At 49.2% G+C, this 22,862-nt stretch carries 20 protein-coding genes; 7 read left to right on the top strand and 13 right to left on the bottom strand.

All coding sequences use genetic code 11. From position 1 onward, the window contains the following. Positions 1-23 precede the first annotated feature (23 nt). The 3 genes from ACYVEA_RS22945 (at position 24) to ACYVEA_RS22935 (ending at position 2,670) form a co-directional block, all read left to right on the top strand. Positions 24-980, top strand: coding sequence for a hypothetical protein (locus ACYVEA_RS22945; RefSeq protein ID WP_461115776.1), 957 nt, complete (start codon positions 24-26; stop codon positions 978-980). A 134-nt stretch (positions 981-1,114) separates the two neighbouring features. Further along, positions 1,115-2,062: a hypothetical protein gene (locus tag ACYVEA_RS22940; protein ID WP_461115775.1), complete on the top strand. Its 948-nt coding sequence runs from the start codon at positions 1,115-1,117 to the stop codon at positions 2,060-2,062. Between the two features lie 173 nt (positions 2,063-2,235). Then, the gene (locus ACYVEA_RS22935; protein ID WP_461115774.1) at positions 2,236-2,670 is read left to right on the top strand and encodes a hypothetical protein; all 435 of its coding nucleotides are present in this window, start codon (positions 2,236-2,238) and stop codon (positions 2,668-2,670) included. A gap of 64 nt (positions 2,671-2,734) precedes the next feature. On the opposite strand, the gene carB is transcribed toward ACYVEA_RS22935, so the two are convergent. Beyond that, a complete protein-coding gene (carB, locus tag ACYVEA_RS22930; protein WP_461115773.1) occupies positions 2,735-5,611 on the bottom strand; it encodes a carbamoyl-phosphate synthase large subunit in 2,877 nt (958 codons plus the stop codon). A 467-nt stretch (positions 5,612-6,078) separates the two neighbouring features. Between carB and ACYVEA_RS22925 the strand changes: the two genes are divergently transcribed. Next, positions 6,079-6,477, top strand: a complete 399-nt coding sequence (locus ACYVEA_RS22925) for a DUF983 domain-containing protein (protein ID WP_461115772.1) — start codon at positions 6,079-6,081, stop codon at positions 6,475-6,477. Positions 6,478-6,611: 134 nt separating this feature from the next. Here ACYVEA_RS22925 and ACYVEA_RS22920 read toward each other — a convergent pair whose 3' ends face one another. Continuing rightward, the gene (locus tag ACYVEA_RS22920; protein ID WP_461115771.1) at positions 6,612-7,412 is read right to left on the bottom strand and encodes a ferritin-like domain-containing protein; all 801 of its coding nucleotides are present in this window, start codon (positions 7,410-7,412) and stop codon (positions 6,612-6,614) included. Between the two features lie 24 nt (positions 7,413-7,436). Beyond that, positions 7,437-8,186 carry a ferritin-like domain-containing protein gene (locus ACYVEA_RS22915; protein ID WP_461115770.1) on the bottom strand — a complete coding sequence of 250 codons (750 nt, stop codon included), beginning with the start codon at positions 8,184-8,186 and terminating at the stop codon, positions 7,437-7,439. Between the two features lie 364 nt (positions 8,187-8,550). Here ACYVEA_RS22915 and ACYVEA_RS22910 point away from each other — a divergent pair, with 364 nt between their 5' ends. Continuing rightward, the gene (locus tag ACYVEA_RS22910; RefSeq protein ID WP_093830239.1) at positions 8,551-9,006 is read left to right on the top strand and encodes a ferritin-like domain-containing protein; all 456 of its coding nucleotides are present in this window, start codon (positions 8,551-8,553) and stop codon (positions 9,004-9,006) included. Positions 9,007-9,072: 66 nt separating this feature from the next. On the opposite strand, the gene ACYVEA_RS22905 is transcribed toward ACYVEA_RS22910, so the two are convergent. The 6 genes from ACYVEA_RS22905 to ACYVEA_RS22880 all read right to left on the bottom strand — a co-directional run bounded on the left by ACYVEA_RS22905 (position 9,073) and on the right by ACYVEA_RS22880 (position 13,582). After that, entirely contained in the window at positions 9,073-9,939 is an 867-nt protein-coding gene (locus tag ACYVEA_RS22905) for an aldo/keto reductase (protein ID WP_461115769.1), read from the bottom strand. A 108-nt stretch (positions 9,940-10,047) separates the two neighbouring features. Further along, positions 10,048-10,905, bottom strand: coding sequence for a prephenate dehydrogenase (locus ACYVEA_RS22900; protein ID WP_461115768.1), 858 nt, complete (start codon positions 10,903-10,905; stop codon positions 10,048-10,050). Between the two features lie 107 nt (positions 10,906-11,012). Beyond that, positions 11,013-11,360, bottom strand: coding sequence for a GxxExxY protein (locus ACYVEA_RS22895; RefSeq protein ID WP_461115767.1), 348 nt, complete (start codon positions 11,358-11,360; stop codon positions 11,013-11,015). Between the two features lie 81 nt (positions 11,361-11,441). After that, complete coding sequence (locus ACYVEA_RS22890) at positions 11,442-12,650, bottom strand: pyridoxal phosphate-dependent aminotransferase (protein ID WP_461115766.1); 1,209 nt, start codon at positions 12,648-12,650, stop codon at positions 11,442-11,444. 136 nt (positions 12,651-12,786) lie between these two features. Next, entirely contained in the window at positions 12,787-13,350 is a 564-nt protein-coding gene (locus ACYVEA_RS22885) for an NUDIX hydrolase (protein WP_461115765.1), read from the bottom strand. Next, complete coding sequence (locus ACYVEA_RS22880; protein WP_461115764.1) at positions 13,340-13,582, bottom strand: hypothetical protein; 243 nt, start codon at positions 13,580-13,582, stop codon at positions 13,340-13,342. The genes ACYVEA_RS22885 and ACYVEA_RS22880 overlap by 11 nt, the downstream gene beginning before the upstream one ends. Before the next feature lie 401 nt (positions 13,583-13,983). On the opposite strand from ACYVEA_RS22880, the gene ACYVEA_RS22875 reads away from it, so the two are divergent. Beyond that, positions 13,984-14,565: a hypothetical protein gene (locus ACYVEA_RS22875; protein ID WP_461115763.1), complete on the top strand. Its 582-nt coding sequence runs from the start codon at positions 13,984-13,986 to the stop codon at positions 14,563-14,565. A gap of 64 nt (positions 14,566-14,629) precedes the next feature. Here the strand turns inward: ACYVEA_RS22875 and rihA are convergent, their stop codons facing one another. Continuing rightward, positions 14,630-15,568, bottom strand: a complete 939-nt coding sequence (gene rihA, locus ACYVEA_RS22870; protein ID WP_461115762.1) for a pyrimidine-specific ribonucleoside hydrolase RihA — start codon at positions 15,566-15,568, stop codon at positions 14,630-14,632. 185 nt (positions 15,569-15,753) lie between these two features. On the opposite strand from rihA, the gene ACYVEA_RS22865 reads away from it, so the two are divergent. Continuing rightward, a complete protein-coding gene (locus ACYVEA_RS22865) occupies positions 15,754-17,421 on the top strand; it encodes a M28 family metallopeptidase (RefSeq protein WP_461115761.1) in 1,668 nt (555 codons plus the stop codon). Positions 17,422-17,435: 14 nt separating this feature from the next. Here the strand turns inward: ACYVEA_RS22865 and ACYVEA_RS22860 are convergent, their stop codons facing one another. The 3 genes from ACYVEA_RS22860 to ACYVEA_RS22850 form a co-directional block, all read right to left on the bottom strand. After that, positions 17,436-18,128 carry an N-acetylmuramoyl-L-alanine amidase gene (locus tag ACYVEA_RS22860; RefSeq protein WP_461115760.1) on the bottom strand — a complete coding sequence of 231 codons (693 nt, stop codon included), beginning with the start codon at positions 18,126-18,128 and terminating at the stop codon, positions 17,436-17,438. 75 nt (positions 18,129-18,203) lie between these two features. Further along, positions 18,204-19,760 carry a SusD/RagB family nutrient-binding outer membrane lipoprotein gene (locus ACYVEA_RS22855; protein ID WP_461115759.1) on the bottom strand — a complete coding sequence of 519 codons (1,557 nt, stop codon included), beginning with the start codon at positions 19,758-19,760 and terminating at the stop codon, positions 18,204-18,206. A 12-nt stretch (positions 19,761-19,772) separates the two neighbouring features. Then, a complete protein-coding gene (locus ACYVEA_RS22850) occupies positions 19,773-22,814 on the bottom strand; it encodes a SusC/RagA family TonB-linked outer membrane protein (protein ID WP_461115758.1) in 3,042 nt (1,013 codons plus the stop codon). Between the last annotated feature and the right edge of the window lie 48 nt (positions 22,815-22,862).

Here is a 22,862-nt window from a genome sequence, read left to right as displayed (position 1 = left end):
TTTCACCCAAGAACAAATGCATTATGACTCAGCGCTTACTCACTCACTACGTAGCCGGGTTCTTGAGCCTTGTCGTCCTGTTGGGATCGTGCCAGCCAAAGCAGGATATTCCCCAGCCTAACGAGCCTGTACCGGCGAACTTGCTGGTAACGACTAAACTTGACTCGATCATTACACTAACCGAACAAGTTGATTTTTCGACTGTATCCGAAACCGGCCAGGGCCCTACAGGTACGTTGATTCGATGGGATGGTTTAGGGCTGCCTTTGGGTTCATTTCAGGCTAATACCTACGATCAGCGGAGCCGGCTGGTGGGTACGTTAGCAACAAGCTATGGGTATCATGTAATCGGGAAATACTACTATCAGGGTAACTTTCTAGCACAGGATTTTAGCGGTTATCGTTTTGATCTGGCGCAACCGTTGACGACTGTTCAACCCCACAGTATGACAAAATATCAGTACAACAAGGGTGGGCAACTGGCCATGATTCTTATGTATGAACGTGTTACTGATACAGATACGTTTAAACTGGCTCAAGCTACAGCCTACGAATACCATTCGATGGGTCAGCTTCAGCTAACCAGAACTACCTTTCCGCCAAAAGCAATTGGGCCTACCGCTATTGTGAATTACTGGGAAAATGGAGATCTTATCCATGAAGAGGTCTACTACCCAGCTACCAGTAGTAGGCCAATGCCTGCCGTTTCCAAACACACTTATTCGTATAATCAACAGCCCAATCCGTATGCTCTTATGAATAATAATCAGGTGAGTGAGCATGCGATGACGGGTATAAAAGTGTATGGTACGGCAGGGGGCTCCCTTGTACAGCAATACGAGGAGACTAAAATAGACTATGATAACCAATTCGACGCTCAAGGTCGCGTGCTTCTGCAGAAATCCCGCTCGTCAATATCAAGCAATTCCGACCGTTGGACTGACTGGTCCGGTCCCGTCAAATTTACGTATGCACCCTGAATAAGACACGGCAAAATGATCGGCTTAACTAACTCTATCCACACCAACTTTATCACAATAAATCATTGACATCTGACAACTAACGTCAGCATAAAAAAAGTGGCTATGATTACTGGATCGCCAAAATTAACCAGGTGAAGACTTATTACGAAAACAAGTTCATGCGCATCCGGCCATTGACAATGCACTACCTACTGTGGTTTTTCATCATGGTACTGGCGGGTTGTCACCCGAAGGGTACGCCCCAGCCTGACGCTGTACCGGCCAATCTGTTGGCGACTATAAAACATGATTCGGTGATTACGTTTACGGAACAGGTTGATTTCTCAACCGTATCTGAAAAAGGGCAGGGGCCAGCCGGATCGCTCATTCGCTGGGATAAAACTGACCCGAATAATGCTTTTAAAGTAATGACCTACGATCCGCAAAGCCGCCTGATTGGTACGCTAGAGCGCTTTAGTACTCATGAAGAAATAGTGAAAGCTCATTATCAGGGCGACTACCTGGCAGACTGTTTTGTTACTGATCGTGTTGTTGCCCAGCGTCAGCCATTGACTAGTTTACGAACCTCGGTGGTGATAAAATATAAGTATGGTGCTGATAAACGGCTAAAACAGGCACTACGTTATATTTTGTGGCAGGAAGGCCACTTTAAATTAACGGAAAGTGTACAGTACGAATATGATGCAAAAGGCCAGTTGGAATTAACGCGTTATATCAACCGTCAGGCGGGAAATCGCTTTAGCTCTACGCTTTTTTATTGGGAAAACGGGGACTTCACCCGAGTGGAGGATTTTCCATCAAATGCCAGCCCTTCTGTTGGTAAACGTTATTACAACCAGCAGTCTGATCCGGGCACACACCTAAATCTACAACCTACTTATCAGCTAACTGAACATTATGTGATAGGTTCAGGCCTATTAGGATCAACGGCAAGTCCATACAATATAACTGTAGATTATGAGTACCAACATGATGCGCAGGGTCGATTAGTCACGATGAGGTCCCGGAATTTAATAAGCTTCGACTCGATTGCCTGGTCTGACTGGGGGCCAGTCAACCAGTTTACGTATGCGCCGTAAAGGGAAGCAATGGTCAAATAGATGCTTAAGTGAGCACCCAGACAGTATCATTCGCTAACCTGCTGGAACGGTTTGAGCAACTTACCGTAGTGGCGATACTTGCCTGAAATTTTTCCAACCGTTTGACCAAAATCAGAGTCAAGTTGACCAGGATTACTAACGGTTCATCGATTATGGACGTATTGAAAAAATTTCTTCTCGTCGTGTTACTAGTTGTTTTAATAGGCGGATGCCATACAGAATCAGTTCCACCGCAATTGACTGGTGACTGGCTATGGGAAAGTTCCTCGGGCGGGATTAGCGGTATGGTTAGTAAGCCTCAACCCTCGCAACGCGTTATTTTAACCTTCTCAGATGATGGCCAATTTAGCGTTCATCAAAATGATACACTTGCCTACATGGGCACATTTCGGGTAACCAAAGCGCAGAGTATATATTCTGGCAAAGAGGAACCCAAGATCGAAACGAAAGAGATAAAAAACGGTTATCAGCTAAAAGTTCGGCAGCCAATAGTCGTTGAAGGCGTCGTTATAACGTTATCAGCCAATAGGTTATCTATTGGTGATAATATATATGATGGTTTCGGCAGTAGTTTTGTCAGGCATTAAAGACTTTTCTTTTAGACGAAAAAGCCTCTTAGTCATAAGGTGCTTTTTCGTCTAAAAGAAAAGTCTACCGGCTCAGGTACAAATTCCGTTCGGAATACACCTTCTGGAAGAAATCATCGGTCAGGTCGTCGATGAAGTAGATGCCCTCGCCGGTCGATTTCATTTCGGGGCCCAGTTCCTTATTCACGTTCGGGAATTTGCTGAACGAGAACACCGGAATCTTGATCGCATATCCCTTTTTAACCGGGTTGAAAGTAAAATCTTTTACCTTCTTGTCGCCCAGCATCACCTTCGTCGCGTAGTTTACATACGGCTCCTGGTATGCCTTGCAAATGAACGGTACCGTACGGCTGGCGCGCGGGTTGGCTTCGATGATGTAAACGACCTCGTTCTTAATGGCAAACTGAATATTGATCAGCCCGACGGTTTTGAGGGCAACCGCAATTTTACGGGTATGTTCCTCAATTTGGCGGATTACGTTCTCGCTCAAATCGAAGGTTGGTAGCACAGCGTATGAATCACCTGAGTGAATACCAGCGGGTTCGATGTGCTCCATGATGCCAATGATATACACATCTTCACCATCGCAGATAGCGTCGGCCTCGGCTTCGATGGCGTTTTCGAGGAAGTGATCAAGCAGAATGTTGTTATCCGGAATATCTTCCAGAATCTTCATCACGTGCTGTTCCAGTTCGTCCTCGTTGATGACAATTTTCATATTCTGGCCACCCAGTACGTAGCTTGGACGTACCAGCAGCGGGAAACCTAGTTCGCGCGATAATTCCAGCGCTGCTTCCGATTCCCGTACCGTCCCGAATTTGGGGTAGGGGATATCCAGTGTTCTGAGCATTTCCGAGAAATGGCCCCGGTCTTCAGCCAGGTCGAGGGCTTCCCAGCTCGTACCAATAATTTTGATACCGTAGCGAGTCAGCTTTTCGGCCATTTTTAGCGCCGTTTGTCCACCCAACTGCACAATAACGCCCTCGGGCTGCTCGTGCATGATGATCGCGTGAACGTGTTCCCAGAAAACCGGCTCAAAGTACAGCTTGTCGGCAATGTCGGGATCGGTCGAAACAGTTTCCGGGTTGCAGTTGATCATGATCGTCTCATAACCCGCTTCCTTAGCGGCCAATACCCCGTGTACACATGAATAATCGAACTCAATTCCCTGTCCAATCCGGTTTGGTCCTGAACCCAAAATGACCACTTTCTTGCGGTTACTACGTATCGATTCATTGCCGGGCAAGTCGGAAACGGGCTCCGCATGATCGGTCGTGATGGGTACCTGATTGTTAAACGTCGAATAATAGTACGGCGTTTTAGCCTCGAATTCAGCCGCGCAGGTATCTACGCATTTATACACCCGACGGATATTATGTGCCTGTCGGTAGGCATAAATTTTGCTTTCCTTCACCTGTAACAAGTGAGCTAGCTGACGGTCGGCATAGCCTTTTTGTTTGGCCGTGCGCAGGAGTTCGGGCGGAATATCATCCAGATCGTACTGTTGAATTTCGCGCTCCAGCTCAATCAACTCCTCAATCTGGTGCAAAAACCAGGGATCGATTTTTGTCAATTGCTGAATGGTGCGGAATGACATACCGGCCTTGAACGCATCGTAAATATGGAACAGACGGTTCCAACTGGGGTGCTGTAAACTTTCCGTCAGCGCGTTACGGTCGGTAAGTTCGTGACCGTCGGCACCAAGGCCATTACGTCGTATTTCGAGCGATTGACAGGCTTTTTGCAGAGCCTCCTGAAAGTTTCGGCCAATGCCCATTGTTTCGCCCACTGATTTCATTTGCAGCCCCAGCGAACGGTCGGCACCCGGAAACTTATCGAAGTTCCAGCGAGGCACTTTCACAATAACATAGTCGATGGCAGGCTCGAAAAAGGCCGATGTTGTTCCCGTAATGGGGTTGATCAACTCGTCGAGATTGTAACCTACCGCCATTTTTGCGGCAATCTTTGCAATCGGGTAACCCGTTGCTTTTGACGCCAGCGCCGACGACCGGCTCACTCGTGGGTTCACTTCAATAACAATGATGTCGTCGGTTTGCGGGTTGACCGAAAACTGGATGTTACACCCGCCCGCAAACTGGCCGATGCCGCTCATCACGCGGATGGCCAGGTCACGCATTTTTTGGTATAACGTATCGGGCAGCGTCATCGCCGGAGCAACCGTAATACTGTCGCCGGTATGAATACCCATCGGGTCGAAGTTTTCGATGGAGCAGATGATGACGAAATTGCCGTTGTTATCACGTAGCAACTCCAGCTCATATTCTTTCCAGCCCATTACACTTTGTTCGACCAACACTTCGTGAACAGGCGATGCGTGCAAACCGGCGGTGAGTGCTTTGTCAAAATCTTCGGGCCGGTTCACGAAACCACCCCCCGTACCACCGAGCGTAAACGATGGCCGAATGACAAGCGGAAAGCCAATCTCCTGCGCAATTTCTTTGCCTTCCAGAAAGGAACGGGCGGTGCGTCCTTTGCAAACACCGGCACCTAGTTCGATCATCAACAACCGGAATTTCTCACGATCTTCGGTTGTTTCAATGGCTTTAATATCCACGCCGATGATCTTGACGTCGTATTTCTGCCAGATACCCGCCTTATCGCAGTCAATGGCCAGATTCAGGGCTGTTTGACCGCCCATCGTTGGGAGGACGGCGTCAATAGGCCGACCCATTTCCTGGTGTTTTTTCAGGATTTCAACAATGGATTTTTTCTCCAGCGGCAGCAGATAAACGAAATCGGCGTTGATCGGGTCGGTCATGATCGTGGCCGGGTTGGAGTTGATCAACGACACTTCAATGCCTTCTTCGCGAATGGATCGGGCGGCCTGAGAACCAGCGTAATCGAACTCACACGCCTGACCAATGACGATTGGGCCTGAGCCGATAATAAGAACTGAGCGAATTTGGGAGTTTTTAGGCATCTTTCAGTGGGACAATGAACCGCTACGGTCACCCGGCACGCGGGCGACCCCGAAGGAATAATGTCTATTGAATAGTGGTAACCAAGATGAATTTACGACTTGTTAGCTGTTGATGGCTAGCCAAAAATCCTGCAAAAGTAGTGCATCCCGGCCAAAGGAACAGGGTAATAATCCGAAAAAAAGTCTGCTTCCTAACAAATTGAACGCTAAGAGGCCTTATACGTTAATACTGTTTACTATAGTCCGGTAGTAAGACCATCTGAAAAATCAGTATTTCTGACGACTTTTAATGGGTTGTGGCACAGAATATTTGGTTAGAAACCTGACGATGATCGTTGATTTGTACCATACGTAGCGTAGTCTGTCTTTGCCGACGCTACGTATACGCGGTACCTTTGAAACGTAAACAAGCCGAACACCGCCCAGGCTGTAAGCGTCTGTTTATGTCCCAAAACCGTCTGACAATCATGATAAAAGATAGCCGATCCTACAGCATATTGTTTAACAAATGTCCTCGTTGTCATGAGGGCGACTTTTTTGTTACCAACAGCGCTTTCAGTCGCCACTTCGACGACATGCACGATCATTGTCCACATTGTGGAGAGAACTTTACGCCCGAACCCGGCTTCTACTGGGCATCCATGTTTGTAAGTTATGCTTTCTTTACCATCTGGACCCTGCTCACTTTCTTCGTTGCAGTGCAGTGGCTCAAAGTGGATGTAGACTATTATCTGATGGGATTAATTCCGTCCTACCTTATTCTGACACCTTATTTTTTTCGGGTAGCACGCAGAACCTGGTTAACGCTATTTATCGCTCCCAAACCTAATCATGTGGGGAGTTCATCCCCAATTGCTAAGGGATAATATGTAAACGAGTTGACGTAAAACTTTTTAGAAACTAGCCTGCGATCCCGACCATGCTAGTTAGCATTACCAAAAAGCAAAAAACCGGTAGCGGGTTAATCCCCACTACCGATTTTTTTACGTAGTCGCTACTGTTAATTGAATTTTACAACGAACGGCGTAGCAATAGCTAAAACCTGTTCTTTGGTCAGTGGCTCATCGAATGCTTCCGACGTAGTATCCGTCGAAACACCGCTTATGGATGCTACGTTAAGATTGGCTTGCGTAATCATATTGTCGCCTTTGTAAACAGCTCCAACACCCGGGATGTTAGTGGTATCCTCGTTGGTGATCCAGCCTTTGTAGCCACGCAGATAGCGAACACGCGCTGCATGACGAGCTTCAACCGAGTGAATTTGTAAAGCTACCTCTAACACAGGCGTACCCATCAGCCGTGGTGCCTGGCCTTTGTAAGCCCGAACACCTGTATCTTCCAGCGCCTGGGATACAGCAAGGTATGTGTCATAGTTGGTAAGAACGTTTCCAAAAGCACCACCATAGGTAAGGTCGAACGTAGGCTTGTTGATAGCAGCGCTTCCTAAAGCACCTTTCAGCAGCGCAACGTGTGCATTTTCATGCTTGGCAATTTGGGTATAAATGGTACGAGCCATACTACCCTGAGGAAGTAAATTTGACGCAGCCAGGCCCATGTTGTAGAATTCGGCTTCCAGGTATTCCAGTGTCAAGGCAAAGTTCAGTACGTCGACAACATCATCTGCTCCGGCGTAGGCTTTGTTTAGCATAGAGGCAAAAACGACAGGGGCGCCAGCGGCAGCACCTTTCATTGCCTTCTTCATAAAGGTCTGGAAAACATTCCGGCGTGAGATGTGCTCAAGGCGTTCGAACACCTCGCCATCTACCTTTTCAATATCATTAAGTATGTTTTGTAATATCATGGCTATAGGAGATTAGAAGCTGGCTTAAGCAGCGTTGAAGTTGAACTTCTGTTTGAGGAATGGAGCTACCATGGTTAGTACTTCTCTGAACGATCGTACTTTGTCCAGGCCAGTTGCATCATCAACCTCTGGCATTCCGGCGAATGCTACTGACATTGGATCAATTAAGGTCGCGATAACAGCTGCGTGACGGGCTTCAACGGATACGATTTTTCCTGCCAGCGTTAAATAGTCGGCGCTTTTAATAAATTTACCAGCACCATTGTACGCAGATACACCAACGTTCTCATACGTTTTGGCAACACCTAGTACAGCATCACGGCTTTTGAAGTCAATCGTGCTGAAATCGGGAGTAAGATCCGGAATAGCAGCACCACCCAGCGCCGTTCTGAATAATTCGCGGTGAGCCACTTCGTGGTCTCTGATATCCTTAAGGATAATGCGTTCCTTGTCCGTTATTCCCGAATAAGGTGTCATCATTACCTGAACATAGAAAGCCGCTTCAAGTTGTTCCAGCGCATACGCGTAGTTAAGGATGGCTACATCGTTTGTTTGAAGATCACCAAGGTCAACCACTTCACCTATTGCAGCTGCACGGCCAGCACCGCGCGGAACCGCTGAATCCATTACTTCACTGTGGCAGGCACTTAGGGCTACGCCGGCAGCCGCTGTTACACCAAGATATCGCATAAAAATACGGCGCCCGAGTCTGGCCGAATCTATGCCCGTAAGTAAGCGACTAACGTCAGTCGAGTCTTTAGGAAGTTGTGTCATTGAGCTAGATAATTTATTGGAATACCCCCGTTCGTCGGAAGATTTGCATTATCTACGCGATAATGGCCTACAAGGTTTTGGTGAAATCGAAAATATTTTGTAATAAAATTGTTTATCGCGTAAACGGGCCGGAAAAGACCGTTTACGAAAGAAATTAATAAAAAAATAAACAGTTTAGTGGTGAGAAATTTGTAGCTTTTGAAGATTTATATGAAATTATGTTACTTATATAAGATCGATGTAACCCAAAGATAAATAATGGATTGTACGGAAAATGCTTGCCAGAATTGCGATTATTTTGAAAACAATCGTCTTCTGAGCTAGTTGTAAGTAGAAGTTTAGAAACATCGAAAAAGAAACTGTTATGATTACGAATAAAGAAATTGTTGACGATCTCAACGATCTGGTCAAAATCAATAATGACCGTATTCAGGGATACGAAAAAGCCATTGAGGACAACGAGGACTCAGAACTGGATGATCTGTTCCGGCACTACGTTATTCAGAGTCAAAATTTCCGTAGCCAGCTGGCCGACCATATAGTTCGCATTGATGGGCTGGCCGTGTCTGATGCTACGTCGACCGATGTGTCGAGTAAAATTCACCGCGCCTGGATTGATATCAAGTCAGCCTTGACGGGTAAGGACCGTGAAACAGTATTAAGCTCGGTCGAATTTGGCGAAAGCGCAGCTGTAGAAGCTTATCAGGACGCGATTGCGAAAGATCACATCCCGGCTTACATCAAAGAAGATTTGCAAAAGCAGCTTGGTCAATTGACCGAAGCTTGGGATAAAGTAAAAGGCCTACAGAAAGTAGCCTAAAACAGGCATAAAGGGAAACCAAAAAAGCCAGTCGATTGACTGGCTTTTTTGGTTTATTAGGTATTTCTAGGCGGGCAGGGGCATGTCCTGAAAGTCTTCGTCTGTCAGTTTAATCGTTGCTGCCAGTACATTTTCCTCCAAATGTTTCACTGATGACGTTCCGGCAATGGGGAGCATCACGGGTGAAGCCGCCAGCAACCACGCCAGCGCAATTTGATAGTCGGTCGCGTTGTGTCGTTTAGCCACTCTTTCGATGGCTTCTTCGGCCGAAATATTGCCGGCATTAAGCGGAAACCAGGGAATGAAGGCAATGTTGTTTTGCTCACAATACGTCAACACATCGTTCCAGCGCTGTTCGCCGAAGTTGTACATATTCTGCACCGATACGACCTCAAAATACTTTTTGGCTTCTTCAATCTGATTAACATCTACTTCCGAGAGGCCAATATGCTTGATTTTCCCCTGTTGCTGCGCTTCCTGCAAAAAGCTCAGGTACTCATCAGTTGGTACTTTAGAGTCGAAACGGTGAAGCTGATACAAGTCGATCTGGTCGAGTTTCAAGCGTTTCAGGCTACCGTTCAGCGCTTCTTCAAGGTGTTTACGGCTCCCGTCAACGGGCCATTGATTGGGCCCAGTACGTAGTAATCCGCCTTTAGTAGCAATCGTTAGTCCCTTAGGGTAGGGGTAGAGCGCTTCCGCGATGAGTTCTTCCGAAACATGCGGCCCGTAACTATCGGCTGTATCAATGAAATTAATGCCCAAGTCGAGTGTACGTTTCAAAACGCGGATGCTCTCATCATGGTCCTTAGGCGGTCCCCAGATACCGTCGCCGGTCAGGCGCATAGCTCCGTAAGCCATTCGGTTAACGGTAATATCTCCGCCGATGGTAATGGTTCCAGCCGCGGTAGCGGGTTGTTGTTCTGTTGCTTGCATGATCTTACTGTTGGTTGTATTTATAAACAGAGCAGGTATTCACGCCCTCGATACATAAACTAACAGAAACGTTTTTTGTATCAGCAACCCTTAAAGTTTTCGTATTTATTACCGTTTCTCAATCCCGTCCAGCACCCGCCGAATCACGTTGGCGCGTTGCATGAAATCGAGCGAAGTCACTACGTCCTGATCGTCGATTACCTGCTTGAATTGCTGTAGGAACTCGATATAAGCCGCCAGCGCATCGGATACATTCACCCGGTTCTGATCAAAAATGGGGGCCCACATTTGCGGTGAACTCTTGGCCAGACGTACCGTTGAGCTAAAGCCAGTGCTGGCCATATCGAAGATGGCTTGCTCATCTTTTTCCTTTTCCAACACGGTCAATCCGAGGGCGAAAGCACTGATATGGCTCAGATGAGATACGTAGGCTAAATGCAGGTCATGTTCCTGCGGAGTCATATAGAAAAGCTTCATGCCTGCATCCCGGAACAAACTTTCGGCCAGCGTCAGACTATCGGCGTTGCTTTTCTCGCGGTCGCAGATGATCAGGTTTTTCCCCGGTAATAGCTCCCGGAATGCTGCGCCTGGCCCCGAATTCTCGGTGCCCGCCATTGGGTGGGCGGCAACAAACTGTGCGCGTTTGGGATGCGCATCGGCTACAGCGCAAATCAGCTCTTTGGTTGAGCCTAGATCAATCACGGTGGCGTTTGGTGGCAACAGATCAAGTACGGTAGGCAACAGGTCAATAATGACGTTGACGGGTACTGCCAGTACAACGACTGTACTTTGGGCTACGGCATCGGCCAGTGGCAATACTTCATCAACAATTCCTTTCGCCAACGCCAATTGACCATTTACTACGGATGAATCTACACCAATGAAGTGCATTTTTGGGTACTTCTCGCGTACGGCCAGGGCGAACGAACCGCCGAGTAATCCTACGCCTATGATACTGACAACCATCTGAATTGCACCGGCAACCCGGCGGGATTTTTATGTTTTTTTTGACTGACTTTAATTTATTTCTCAGTCTTAAATTTCTTATTCATTAATCTTTTGAACTGAAGGCTTTAGCTACCAAAATTTATGAGCATCCCTACTTCAATATTGTAAGCTTCTAGGTAGTTGATTCCCTGAGCCAGATGATCATCATTGAGTGCAACGATTGCTTTTAATTCAACCGATACTACGTCTTCAATTAAAAAATCAACCCTGCGGGAGCCTATATGTCGTCCTTTGAAGAAAATGGGCATGTCAAACTCACGAGCAAACCCAATTCCACATTCTTCCAATTCTATGGCTAATGCCCGTTGATATATAACTTCTTGAAAACCATTTCCTAGAATCTTATGAACCTCAAATGCGCAACCAATTACTTTACTAGTTAATTCTGAGTGTCTGTATTCAGCTTTAATCATATAAGCTTGTTTGTCTACAAATCGCAAATAAAAGTTGCAATCAATAACCAACCAGCACTAAATCAAAGTCAGTCAGCTAAATCATAAAAATCCCGCAGGGCCGCCTGTGCGGTTCAGACGTCCCGTTGCCTCTTCGATACGTTCTTCAGGCATACACAACGACACCCGCACGTACCGGTTTCCTTTGGGGCCGAAAATGAAGCCTGGCGCAATGAAAACGTGTTTGTTGACCAGCAGATCATCAACCAGCGCTTCCACTGATTCGACCGAATCGGGGAGTTTAGCCCAGATAAAAAGGCCCTCCTGATCAGTAGTGTAGGTGCATCCAAGCGCATCCAGAAAGGCGTGAACGGCATCCAGGCGACCCTGATAGACTGCGTTACGTTCCCGATGCCATTCATCAGAATTGGTGAGGGCTTCGGCGGCCGCGTCCATGAGTGGCTTGAATTGGCCTGAATCGACGTTGCTTTTGATCGTCAGGACGGCATCAACATACGATTTGGCGCCAGCCATCCACCCAATGCGCCAGCCTGCCATGTTGTGCGATTTACTGAGTGAATTTAACTCAATCGCTACGTCCTTCGCCCCATCAATTGAGAGTAAACTGATGGGCGGTTTTTTATTCAGAATCAGGCTGTACGGGTTGTCATGGCATAACAATAGCTGGTGGTCATGCGCAAACCGAACCGCTCGCTCAAAGAGGGCGTGGGTCGCGGGGGCACCGGTAGGCATGTGCGGGTAATTCAGCCAGATAATTTTCGTGGGCTTCGACGTAGCACTTGCTGCGTTAGTTTCCTGAACCAGATCGGTCATGACATCCCAGTCGGGTTGCCAGCCGCCGTGTTCGAGCAACGGATACTCGCGAACGGTTGCTCCAACCATCGTACTGACTGCCCGGTAGGCCGGGTATCCAAGTTCTGGCACCAGGACACCGTCGCCTTCATTTAAAAATGTTAATGAAATATGCGTAATGCCTTCTTTCGAGCCGATGAGGGGCAAAATCTCGGTATCTGCATCGAGCGTAACGCCATACGTATGTTTGTAGAATTGAGTAATACCCTGACGTAGTCCGGGTGTACCTTTGTAGGGTTGATAACCGTGGGATGTCGGTAGATACGCTGACTTTACAAGTGCGTCCAACGTATTGGCAGACGGCATCATGTCGGGATTGCCAATGCCAAGATTGATGACATCGTGGCCAGCCGCCATCAGGCGACGGACTTCGGCCAGCTTAACCGAAAAATAATATTCCTGCGTTTGGTCGGCGCGGTGGGCGAGGGGGATAATCATGAACCGGGATTTATTTGACTGACTATGATTTTAAGTTGAAGTCAGGCTATCATACTAATTTGGACGGCAAAGATACTTGTTAGGGTAATGCTGTAAATCATTAATCCACACATTGTCAATATCAAAGTCAGTCAAATTAATCAGATAAATTCCGGTCAAGAAAGTATTTCAGCAAGGGTGCCAAATGCAACGCCTGTATCATTTCACCCTGATTGATAATGCCTAAGGCCCGTTCCGGCGACACGAGATGTACTGATATTTCTTCGGTGATTTCAAGATGCTGCGCCTGTTTTACCTCAACGCCTGTTGCCAGAAAAGCGTGAGTCAGGTTGTTGTGCGTACCGGGGTTTGCGGATAGTGTCATTAACGGTGTCCACGTTCCTCCACCGAAGCCAGTTTCTTCCAGCAGTTCGCGCTGGGCGGCAACGAGCGGGTCTTCGCCGGGATCGACAACGCCCGCGCAGAGTTCGTAATGAACACCGGCGATGCCATGCCGATACTGGCGAATCAGAACCAGTTGCCCTTCGGTCGTGACGGCCACTACGTTTACCCAGGTAGGGTATTCGAAGATGAAGTAGTTAGGAATAACGCCACCGTTATCCATGCGAATGGCCTCTTTACGCACCGTGAACCACGGCAACTGATGAATATATTCGGAGCTTTCGACCGCCCAGGGTCGAGGATCATTTTCAGGAGTCATGCCGCAAAGGTAGGCATGACCAGCGGACTAATTCATCGGCGAAGCGCAGGTGTTGTTCCCAATCGTAGTCCGTTACGGTGTGTTTGCCGGTTCGGTCGAGGTAACGTATCGGTTGCCCGATGGGCTGGTTAAGTGCCGGAAACGTAGCCGTTCCGCATCCGGTTTCATCGTACAACCTAAAAGCAGACTCCGCATTTACGGCACTTAAAAACTCGCCATTCGGGCTGATCATTGATGACCGTTAGCGATGGCTACCTATTTTCAACTTGCCGGGGGCACCGGCATTGTAGGACCATATCTGCTCGTCAAAAAAAGTGCTGATAGTGTTACGGGTCATACGTTTTAGTATAGTTTTTCAGGCAAAGCCGATACGTTACGATTGGTTGAATTTGGACAGCCAAAAGGCTACCAGTACGGTTTTCGCCGTCTTAAGGTCACTTGGCTAACCCCTTGCTTTCTCCCCGGAATCGTTGGGGGGATTGCTCTAGCCAGGTAGCTTTTAGACGGAAAAAAGCTACGCAGCTTATTCATTTTAGTGAGCTTTTTCGCCCAATTCATATTAACCGACCTCTCTGATTCGTTGTAGATGAGATTTTTGCCACTGCAATTTTCTCTCGTACAACGCACAACCTGATGAGAAACGCCTTTGCCCTTTCTATTGCTACATTATGTCTTTTCCTTTCATCCTGCCATCGCCCTGTTGCTTATTTTCAGCCAACGCCCCGTCAGGCCGCGGCCCGATTACCCGTTGAAAAACCGTTGGCCCAGACTGACGCATCGATACCAGATTCGGTAGTAACAGCCGATGAATCAGTTATAATCGCTCCCGAAATCGAGGCACCGGTCGTTGCGAGTCTGAAACAGAATCCCGTTCAATCGACCAACACCCGTGTTGAACAGCGGCTACATCGGATTGGCTCATTGTTGGCCTCTGCCACCGAAACAACCGATAAGCAGCCAGACCCGAAACCAAAGAAAAAACTTAAGCTAGGTAATCAGATTCGCCAGAGTTTAGGCATGCGACTTCGCCCGGAACTGAACTGGTGGCAACGGATCAGCTGGAAACTAAAAGCGTCGGTTATTATCCTGCTGGTAGCCGTGGTGTTCGCCATCTTGCACGTCACGATTCTGGCTATCATTTTCGGCGTTGTTGGGGCGTTCCTGATGATCAGCGGCCTGAAAAAGTCCTTCAAAGTCAAGCGGCCCTGGTTTTAAATTTTCGACAGGATAGACAGGATTTTCTATCAACCATAATCCTTTCTATCCTGTCGAAAACCTATTACGGCAACTTTTGGACGGCGTTATAAATCAGTTGAATGTACTTCTCCCGGTCGATGTCGTAAACGAACTCCACATTCGGGGTTTGTTTCAGGACATCGTAAAAATCGACGACCGTAGTCCCTGCGGTTAACGTACCACTCACCTCAACATCAACGTAGCACGACTTTGTGGTAAACATTGACGGATCTATCAGCCAGGCGATGGCGCAAGGGTCGTGCAACGCAGCGCCACCATCGAGCTCCTGCCGTTCCTGGCGATAAAAAATGGAAAAGAAGTCCATTAAATCCGCGAATACTTTTCCCGACTCATTGCCGATGGACCGGAACAACTCAATGTCCTCCTGAAATACCAAGGCCTTGTGCGTTACGTCTAAACCGCACATCGTAATTGGAACCCCGGAGTTGAACACGACCGAAGCCGCTTCTGGATCGACGTAAATATTGAACTCGGCCGTGGGGGTGATGTTGCCGCGAAACGCCCCGCCACCCATCAGTGATATTCGCTCGATTTTCGATTTCAGGTGCGGGTACGACAGCAGGAACGTAGCAACATTGGTTAATGGGCCGGTGGGCACAAGCGTAATTTTTTCGGGACTATCCGTCAGGATTTTAGCTATGGCTTCTACTGCCGATAAAGGTCCGGGTTTTAGATCCGGCTCAGGCAGCGTTGGGCCATCCATGCCCATCTGGCCATGCACGTAGTCGGCAATGATCAGCTCGCGGAAAAGGGGTTTATCGCTGCCTTTATAGACCGGAATATCGACGTTCATCAGCGTCACGAGTTTCAGCGCGTTATTGAGCGTTTTTTCCTGGGTCTGATTGCCGGCCGATGTCGTAATGGCCTTGATGTCAAACAGACCACTGCCAACGGCCAGCATCAGCATCACAGCATCATCGTGGCCGGGGTCGCAGTCAATTAATATGGGTAATTTCTTCATGAAGTATATCTAGGAACTCGTTGGCAAAAGGCTAGCGATTGTACCCGAATTTTGGCGACGAATATACTATATGTCCGGTAAGCGAATCGAAAAGCCCAAAAAGTAATCCCAGGCTGTCTTTCAAATTTTTTCTACTAGATCTGTCAACTATCTTAGCTAACAGTTCCTAGTTTTTACACGACATCATGCGGATACCCTTCTTTACTTTCTTTAGCCTGCTCAGTGGTCTGTGCAGTACAGGTCAATTGCTGGCACAGTCCGATGCCATACCCGTAGAGGTGCAACGCGTTAGCCGAACAGCCCGACCCACTGCGATTCAAACGCATATGCGCATCCTGTCTGCCGATTCGATGAAAGGTCGGAAACCGGGTACGCCAGGCTTCGATATGGCCGCTTCCTACGTAGTGAGCCAGTTGAAAGCGCTGGGGATGCAACCCGCCGGAGAAAACAATACGTATCGGCAGGATGTGCCACTACGTCGGTGGCAGGTGAATGAGGGAAATAGTGCCCTAACCTTACTGGTCAATGGACGCGAGCAGCCACTGACGTATGGCAGGCAATTCATCTTCAGCCCTACGCCCGACCATCCTGTCAGCGACGTAACGGCGCCCGTAGTGTTTGTTGGATTTGGTGTGTCGGCACCTGAGTTGGGTTACGACGACTACAAAGGCCTGGATGTCAAGGGTAAAATCGTTCTGTATCTTAATGGAGCGCCTTCCACGTTTCCATCCAATCAACGCGCTTACTATACATCGTCTAAGGCCGAAAATGCGGCTTTACATGGTGCCGTGGGAACGTTAGCGTTCAACTTGCCAACCGATTTACGCAACCGCATCGAAACAGCTGCCCCCCGCGCCCGGCAGGGAATTTACCGCTGGCTAGATAAACAGGGAAAACCCCAGCGTACGTTTCCGGCCATTAAAGGCGCAGCGTCGCTGAGTGATTCGGCCGCCCGGCTGATCTTTGCGGGCGCATCCACTACGTTCAGTGATGTAACGAACAGTGCCATTAAAAATAAACCACAGCCATTTCCGCTAAACATATCGGTTCGTATGCATGTGCAAACCGATATGGTGGAGGACGTAGCGGGGTACAACGTCGTGGCCATGCTGCCAGGCTCCGATCCGGCCCTGAAAAATGAATACGTTGTTTGTGCCGCTCACATCGATCACTTAGGCGTTGGCCGACCCGTGAAAGGCGATTCGATTTACAACGGTGCCCATGATAACGCGTCCGGTGTGGCGATCAACCTGGAAATGGCCCGGCTCTTTGCGTCGCTTCCTAAAGCACCCCGGCGATCGATCGTGTTTGTGGGCGTAACCGGGGAGGAAATGGGCCTGTTGGGTTCCGATTATTTTGCCAGCAATCCAACTGTGCCAAAAGAAAAGATAGTGGCCAATCTGGCGTTAGACATGCCGTTTTTCTTTCATCCCTTACTCGATATTGTTCCTTACGGGGCCGAACACTCAAGTTTGAGTCAGGAAGTTCGTCAGGCGGCTGCGTTTCTGGGGGTGAAAATCAGCCCGGACCCAATTCCTGAGCAGACCGTCTTTATGCGGAGTGATCACTTCAGCTTTGTTCGGCAGGGAATTCCGGCGTTGTTTATCAAAAGCGGTTCAGAAACCGGCAATCCAAACCTCGACGGTACGAAACTAAACCTCGACTGGCGGGCCACGATTTACCACACGCCCCAGGACGACATGAACCAGCCATTCGACTTCAACTCCGCGGCTAAGCACGCTCAATTGCAATTCCTGATCGCCTACTTAACGGCCCAATCCGACCAGCGTCCTACCTGGAATCAGGGTGATTTTTTCGGGACGAAATTCGGGATGGGTAACGTAGTGAGGTAGAACGCGTTTTTTTGTCACTCAGCATCTTTGGGACTACCTTTTAAATTCAAATCTTTGACCTGTTTCCTGACTTTTCGCATAAACGATTCGCCGGGATCGGTTTTGCCGGTCAGGTAGTTAGGGTCGGTTTCTTTCCAGAGCGGTGTGCCGATGAAGTCTTTGTATTCGTAGTGGCCAATCAGGTATTCGATGCCTTTGTGATGACGTTTGAGGTAGCGAACCAATTGGATATTCGCTTTTATCTGAGCTTTGGTCAGGTCGTTGTTGCCAATGTTTTCGATACCAATGGCGCAATAATTCAGGCCGATGCAGTGGCGGGCAAACGTAGTGTCGGGCAATAAGCGAAAAATAGTGCCGTCGCGGTCAACCAGAAAGGGCACGGACGTATTCAGTCGACTGGCTGCCTGGAGGTCCGGACGGCCGGGTAACACGCTTGGTTTGAAAACGTCGAACGTCGCTTCGAGCGTTGGAATCGACGTCCAGTGCAGCACGATCATTTTGGGTTTAATGAAGGGCTCCGTCTGCTGAATTCCATGTCGTTGAGACAGATATTCGAGTGATAGCTTTTTACGTTCCTCATCAAAAATGATCGGTTTGTCAATCATCCGGAATGTTGGTTTCTGGGCGACGCAGGAATTGATTACGAATAGGGCCGCGAAGGGCAAAATCCGGGAAAGATAGTTGATTGGGTAGGTAGAACGAGTCATTGTCGGTGGGCTTGGGAGATTGCAAAAAAAGAAAATCCTCTCAACTTGAGAGGATTTTCTTTTTATCGGTACGTATTAAGGCTGATTCCACCACAATGGCGTTTTCAGCCGTGTCTTTTCCGTATTGTCGCCCACATTCATTGGGTTCCGGTTTTGCTCGTTCGACTCGTAAACCATCGCCTGAATCCAGTCCTTGGCGTTATTTGCATCAAAGATTACCGTGTTCAGGTTCGCCGGGCGTTGCAGGCTGGGGCCATAGATATCCGTGTTGTAATCCATCCGGCGCATGTCGACCCAGGTTTCGGGGTTCAGGCATTGCGTGATGTATTTCTGGCGCATGATGTGGCTTAGTCCGCTGGTTTGATTGGTGAAATGCGCAGCTAATCCGTCGGCCAGTTGAGCCGTCCAGTACGTATTGATTTCGGCCGCCGTTACGCCCAGTTTCCGCATGTTCGATTTTACGCCCTCTTCGTAAGCCACCAACGCACCCGCTACGTCGTTGGAGCGCAACCGAGCCTCTGCTTCAATGAGTTTTACTTCCGAATACGTAATGAACGGGAACGGAGAAGCCGCTTTTGTGTAGAAACCGCTATTGCTGAACTTGCCGTAATCGTTCTCGTTCTTGAACTGACCAGTACCGCCCTGACCACCGGCCAGACCTAAACCCGGTTTCAGACCGCGATACTTGCCATCGGACGGAGCCGGACTCATAATTCGGCTGATACGTGGGTCCTGAAATACCGTTTCCGTCACCGGAAATTTCGACAGCAAATCCACGAAAAACTGCGAGTAGGTGAAGTAACGCGGATCGGTAGCGCTGGTGAAACCGCCCCAGCTGAACCACGGATTCTGGTCGGTTTGCTGAGCGCTGGCCAGATAGGCAAATTCGGCGTCCATGCCGTCTTTATTGAATCCGTTTGTGCAGGCTTCAATGATTTTTTTCGGATCGTACAAGGCGCCTTTTTTTGACAGGTGGCTCAGGTAGCGGGCCTTCAGCGACCACGCCAATCGACGCCATTTGTCGACGTCACCCGCGTACATAATGTCGCCACCGTTGGCGTTCAATCCCGTTTTGTTATTGGGATTGTTGAAGGCTACGATGGCCTCATCCAGCAGTTTGTCGATGCCAGCATAAACCGTTTGCTGATCGTCCATTTTGGGCGTCAGTTTCACCTGCGAAACCCCGTCGTAACCTTCCGACATGACGATGGCGCCGTATTGATCGGTCAGCATCCCATAGTTGATGGCCAGCATCACTTTACCCGCGCCAACGAAGTGCGGGGAGCCTTCTTTCTCCCCTAGCAACGCCATATCCACACAGTTGGGAATGGCCCAGGTATAGGCATTCTGCCAGAGGAAATACGAGGCCGTGAAGCGCCAAGTTTCCGCATTTCGGTTGGTGCCGGTGGTCAGTTTCGTTACGCCATACTGCGTGACGCCCGTGATTTCGCGCGCTCCCCGAAACATGGCGGCTCCGTTGGTGGTCGTGATAGTGCCTACTAACCGGCTGGCGGCAGGCACCTGCGTCGGTAAGTTCGGGTCTTTGTTAACGTCCAGGTATTCCTTACACGAGCTTGTCAGCAAGGCTGTACCCAGAAAAAGAAAATAGAATTTTGATACGTATGTGTTCATGAGTGAGGGCAATTAAAGAGTCAACTTCAAACCGAAATCAAAGCCGCGCGTAGCTGGAATGCCAAGGTTGTCGAACCCGAACGAACCCGACCCACCAACACCGGCACCACTTCCCGAAACCTCCGGATCTACACCCGAATAATTCGTGATCAGGATCAGGTTGCGACCGGTGGCAAACAGTTGCAGATTGCTGATCGGTGTTTTCTCCAGCAGGGTTTTAGGTAGCGAATAGTTCAGCGTTACGTAGCGCAACCGATACCAGCCGCCATCTTCGACGAAATCGTAGCCCTGTTTGGTGTAGAGCGTCTGGTAGTAATTCTGATCCAGCACAACAGCCTTGGCGTTCGTTTCACCACTCGATTCGATAAGTCCTTCAAACACTTTCGTTTGCCCGCGATCGAGGGTTTTAAGGCTGAGACCCGACGATACCAGCGTGTTTTCGGTCGCATTGTAAACCTGCCCACCAATCCGAACGTCGATCATAAACGCCAGCGATAATGAATTGTACGTGAACGTATTCGTGAGGCCACCCGTCCATTTTGGTGCGCGGTCGCCGATGGATTCCAGCGTCGATTTTACCTGCGGATAGCCGTTGTTGTCCAGCAACAGTTGGCCCTTGTCGTTTCGTTTCCAAACGTTGCCGTTGATGCCAAACAGTGACCCACCGAGGAAAGCCGCGCCCTGTGCCACCGAACCGGCTACCCACGCATCCGACAGTTCAACGCGGTCTAACGTACCGGGTAAGGCTTTAACCGTAGCACGGTTGCGGGCAAAGTTAAGATCGGCCGACCAACTGAATTTACCCCGTATCGGCTGCACATTCAGCACAAATTCTAGGCCTTCGTTGTCGATTTGACCACCATTCAGGTAAGCCAGGAACGTACTGGATGAGGGCGGGGTGCGCGTGGCCAGAATCTGGTTATCGGTGCTCGTTTTGTAATAGGCAATGTCCAGGCCTAAGCGATTGCGGAGGAACCGGACATCGGCACCCACTTCAACCGAGTTGGTAAATTCCGGTTTCAGCGTTGGATTGCCGAAGTAGTTGTTCACATTGGAAATAAACCCACGGGGCGCAATCGTGAAATCGTTGGTCACGGTGGCCAGCGTGGAGGTCAGTACGTGCGGGGGCGCATCTTTGCCCACACGTGCCCACGACGCCCGAATCTTGGCGAATGACAGGAAATTATTCTCCGACATTGTTCCGAATTCCTTGAATAGATCGGTCAGAACCAGCGAACCGCTTATCGCCGGATAGAAGAACGATTGATCGGCAACGGGTAGGGTTGAGGACCAGTCGTTACGTCCCCGGAAGTTCAAAAAAGCAATGCCTTTCCAGTCCAGATTCAGATCGCCGAAAATGCCCACGATCCGTCGGCGTTGCGTGTTTTGTGAAACCGTCCGGTTGGTTTCCAGTACGTTATTGATACTGGCAAAATTCGGGTCGATGAAATTCCGGCCGAACCACGTAACGGTTTGCCGACGGGAATCTTCGGCGTTGTTGCCCAGTGTAAAACTGGCGTTGAAATTGCCGAAGGACTTTTTGGCCGTGATAAGCAGCGTCGACGTAGTGATCTGGTTGTTGCTGCTCGACTGCGAAATCGCGCCTTTTTCATCCCCCACCACCATCGAACCCGTCGAGCGGATGCTCGTGAAATTGTCGGTGTAATAGTCCGTTCCTAGCCGATACGTAATGTTCAGGAAGCTAAACGGGTCGTACGACAGATTCCCGATGGCAATAATTCGGTCGACATCGTCCGTAATGGGTTTATACCGGATGCTCCATTGCGGATTGTCATTAGCGGCAATGGTGCGTTGGGTTCCATCGGGTTTGAGGTAATTGGTCATGTCGTCGTTGCGTGGCCAGTAAACGGCCCCCATCACGCCGTTCGCACTTCCCTGCGACACGTACGCCCGGTTCGTTTTGATGTAGCTGGCGCTCCCACCCACCGACAATCGTGTTCCCACTTTTGTGTCGGCTGCGATACGAAACGAGTTACGCACGAAGTCCGTGTTTTTCACAATTCCTTTCTGGTCGTAGCGCGACGCCGATGCGTAGAACGTAGACCGTTCGCTGCCACCGCTGACCGATACGTCGTGTTTCTGCGTGAAACCCGTTTGGAACATGGTGCCGAGGTTGTCGTAAATCGGCTCGTTGGCCTCAAATTTTGGCCCCCAGGACCCGACCGATGCCGGGTTGAAAACACCCTGTTCCCCCTGTTTGTAGACCGATTGGAGTTTGGGCAATCGGTTCGCTACGTCGAATGAGAAACTGTTGGAATAGTTGATTTTTGCTTTGCCGTTCGTGCCTTTTTTTGTCGTGATCACTACTACGCCCGAGGCCGCCCGTAAGCCATACAGAGCCGCTGCCGCCGGACCTTTCAATACCGTCACATTTTCGATATCCTGCGGATTGATGTCGACGGCGCGGTTGGAGGACGGCGCCATATCGGCCGTCAAGCCTCCCTGGCCAACGGGCGTCGTGTTATCAATCGGAATGCCATCCACGACGTAAAGCGGCTGATTATTACCGCTTAAGGACGTTCCACCACGAATCAGCATGATGGACGATGCCCCCGGCGCACCACCCGAATTGGTGATCTGAACGCCCGCTACTTTGCCTTGCAGTGCATTCACGATGTTCGGTTGTTGCGAATCGACAATCTCCTTGGCTTTGACATTCTGCACCGCATAACCGAGGCCCCGCGTTTCCTGCTTGATACCAAAGGCCGTAACAACCACTTCGCTCAGGCTTTTGGAGTCGTCCTGCAAAACCACATTGATGATTGATGAGTTGCCAACGGTGATTTCCTGGGTTGTGAAGCCAATGTGGCTGAATACCAGAATTTTTCCTGATGCTACGTTGATGGTGTACTTCCCATCGGCATTTGTCGTCGTGCCGGTTGTGGTGCCTTTGACCGCCACGGTTGCCCCAGGAACGGATGTGTTATCTGTACCTGATGTGACCACCCCCGAGATGGACACGGCCTGTGCCCACCCGTCCCGGGCGATCAACTGGAAGCTTAGCAGTAAGATAAAGAGTAGTAGTTTCCTCATATGTCAAAAAGAGTTTTTGTGTAGAGTAAAGATAATTGATACCGGTTT

The sequence above is a fragment of the Spirosoma jeollabukense genome (assembly GCF_054777855.1).
This window is presented reverse-complemented; position numbering and strand designations above follow the sequence as displayed.

What these genes read in the sequence shown, in the direction of transcription:
- ACYVEA_RS22945 (WP_461115776.1), top strand. Translation starts at nt 24, where the DNA reads ATGACTCAGCGCTTACTCACTCACTACGTAGCCGGGTTCTTGAGCCTT.
- ACYVEA_RS22935 (WP_461115774.1), top strand. Translation starts at nt 2,236, where the DNA reads ATGGACGTATTGAAAAAATTTCTTCTCGTCGTGTTACTAGTTGTTTTA.
- carB (WP_461115773.1), bottom strand. Translation starts at nt 5,611, where the DNA reads ATGCCTAAAAACTCCCAAATTCGCTCAGTTCTTATTATCGGCTCAGGC.
- ACYVEA_RS22925 (WP_461115772.1), top strand. Translation starts at nt 6,079, where the DNA reads ATGATAAAAGATAGCCGATCCTACAGCATATTGTTTAACAAATGTCCT.
- ACYVEA_RS22920 (WP_461115771.1), bottom strand. Translation starts at nt 7,412, where the DNA reads ATGATATTACAAAACATACTTAATGATATTGAAAAGGTAGATGGCGAG.
- ACYVEA_RS22915 (WP_461115770.1), bottom strand. Translation starts at nt 8,186, where the DNA reads ATGACACAACTTCCTAAAGACTCGACTGACGTTAGTCGCTTACTTACG.
- ACYVEA_RS22910 (WP_093830239.1), top strand. Translation starts at nt 8,551, where the DNA reads ATGATTACGAATAAAGAAATTGTTGACGATCTCAACGATCTGGTCAAA.
- ACYVEA_RS22905 (WP_461115769.1), bottom strand. Translation starts at nt 9,939, where the DNA reads ATGCAAGCAACAGAACAACAACCCGCTACCGCGGCTGGAACCATTACC.
- ACYVEA_RS22900 (WP_461115768.1), bottom strand. Translation starts at nt 10,905, where the DNA reads ATGGTTGTCAGTATCATAGGCGTAGGATTACTCGGCGGTTCGTTCGCC.
- ACYVEA_RS22895 (WP_461115767.1), bottom strand. Translation starts at nt 11,360, where the DNA reads ATGATTAAAGCTGAATACAGACACTCAGAATTAACTAGTAAAGTAATT.
- ACYVEA_RS22890 (WP_461115766.1), bottom strand. Translation starts at nt 12,650, where the DNA reads ATGATTATCCCCCTCGCCCACCGCGCCGACCAAACGCAGGAATATTAT.
- ACYVEA_RS22885 (WP_461115765.1), bottom strand. Translation starts at nt 13,350, where the DNA reads ATGACTCCTGAAAATGATCCTCGACCCTGGGCGGTCGAAAGCTCCGAA.
- ACYVEA_RS22880 (WP_461115764.1), bottom strand. Translation starts at nt 13,582, where the DNA reads ATGATCAGCCCGAATGGCGAGTTTTTAAGTGCCGTAAATGCGGAGTCT.
- ACYVEA_RS22875 (WP_461115763.1), top strand. Translation starts at nt 13,984, where the DNA reads ATGAGAAACGCCTTTGCCCTTTCTATTGCTACATTATGTCTTTTCCTT.
- rihA (WP_461115762.1), bottom strand. Translation starts at nt 15,568, where the DNA reads ATGAAGAAATTACCCATATTAATTGACTGCGACCCCGGCCACGATGAT.
- ACYVEA_RS22865 (WP_461115761.1), top strand. Translation starts at nt 15,754, where the DNA reads ATGCGGATACCCTTCTTTACTTTCTTTAGCCTGCTCAGTGGTCTGTGC.
- ACYVEA_RS22860 (WP_461115760.1), bottom strand. Translation starts at nt 18,128, where the DNA reads ATGACTCGTTCTACCTACCCAATCAACTATCTTTCCCGGATTTTGCCC.
- ACYVEA_RS22855 (WP_461115759.1), bottom strand. Translation starts at nt 19,760, where the DNA reads ATGAACACATACGTATCAAAATTCTATTTTCTTTTTCTGGGTACAGCC.
- ACYVEA_RS22850 (WP_461115758.1), bottom strand. Translation starts at nt 22,814, where the DNA reads ATGAGGAAACTACTACTCTTTATCTTACTGCTAAGCTTCCAGTTGATC.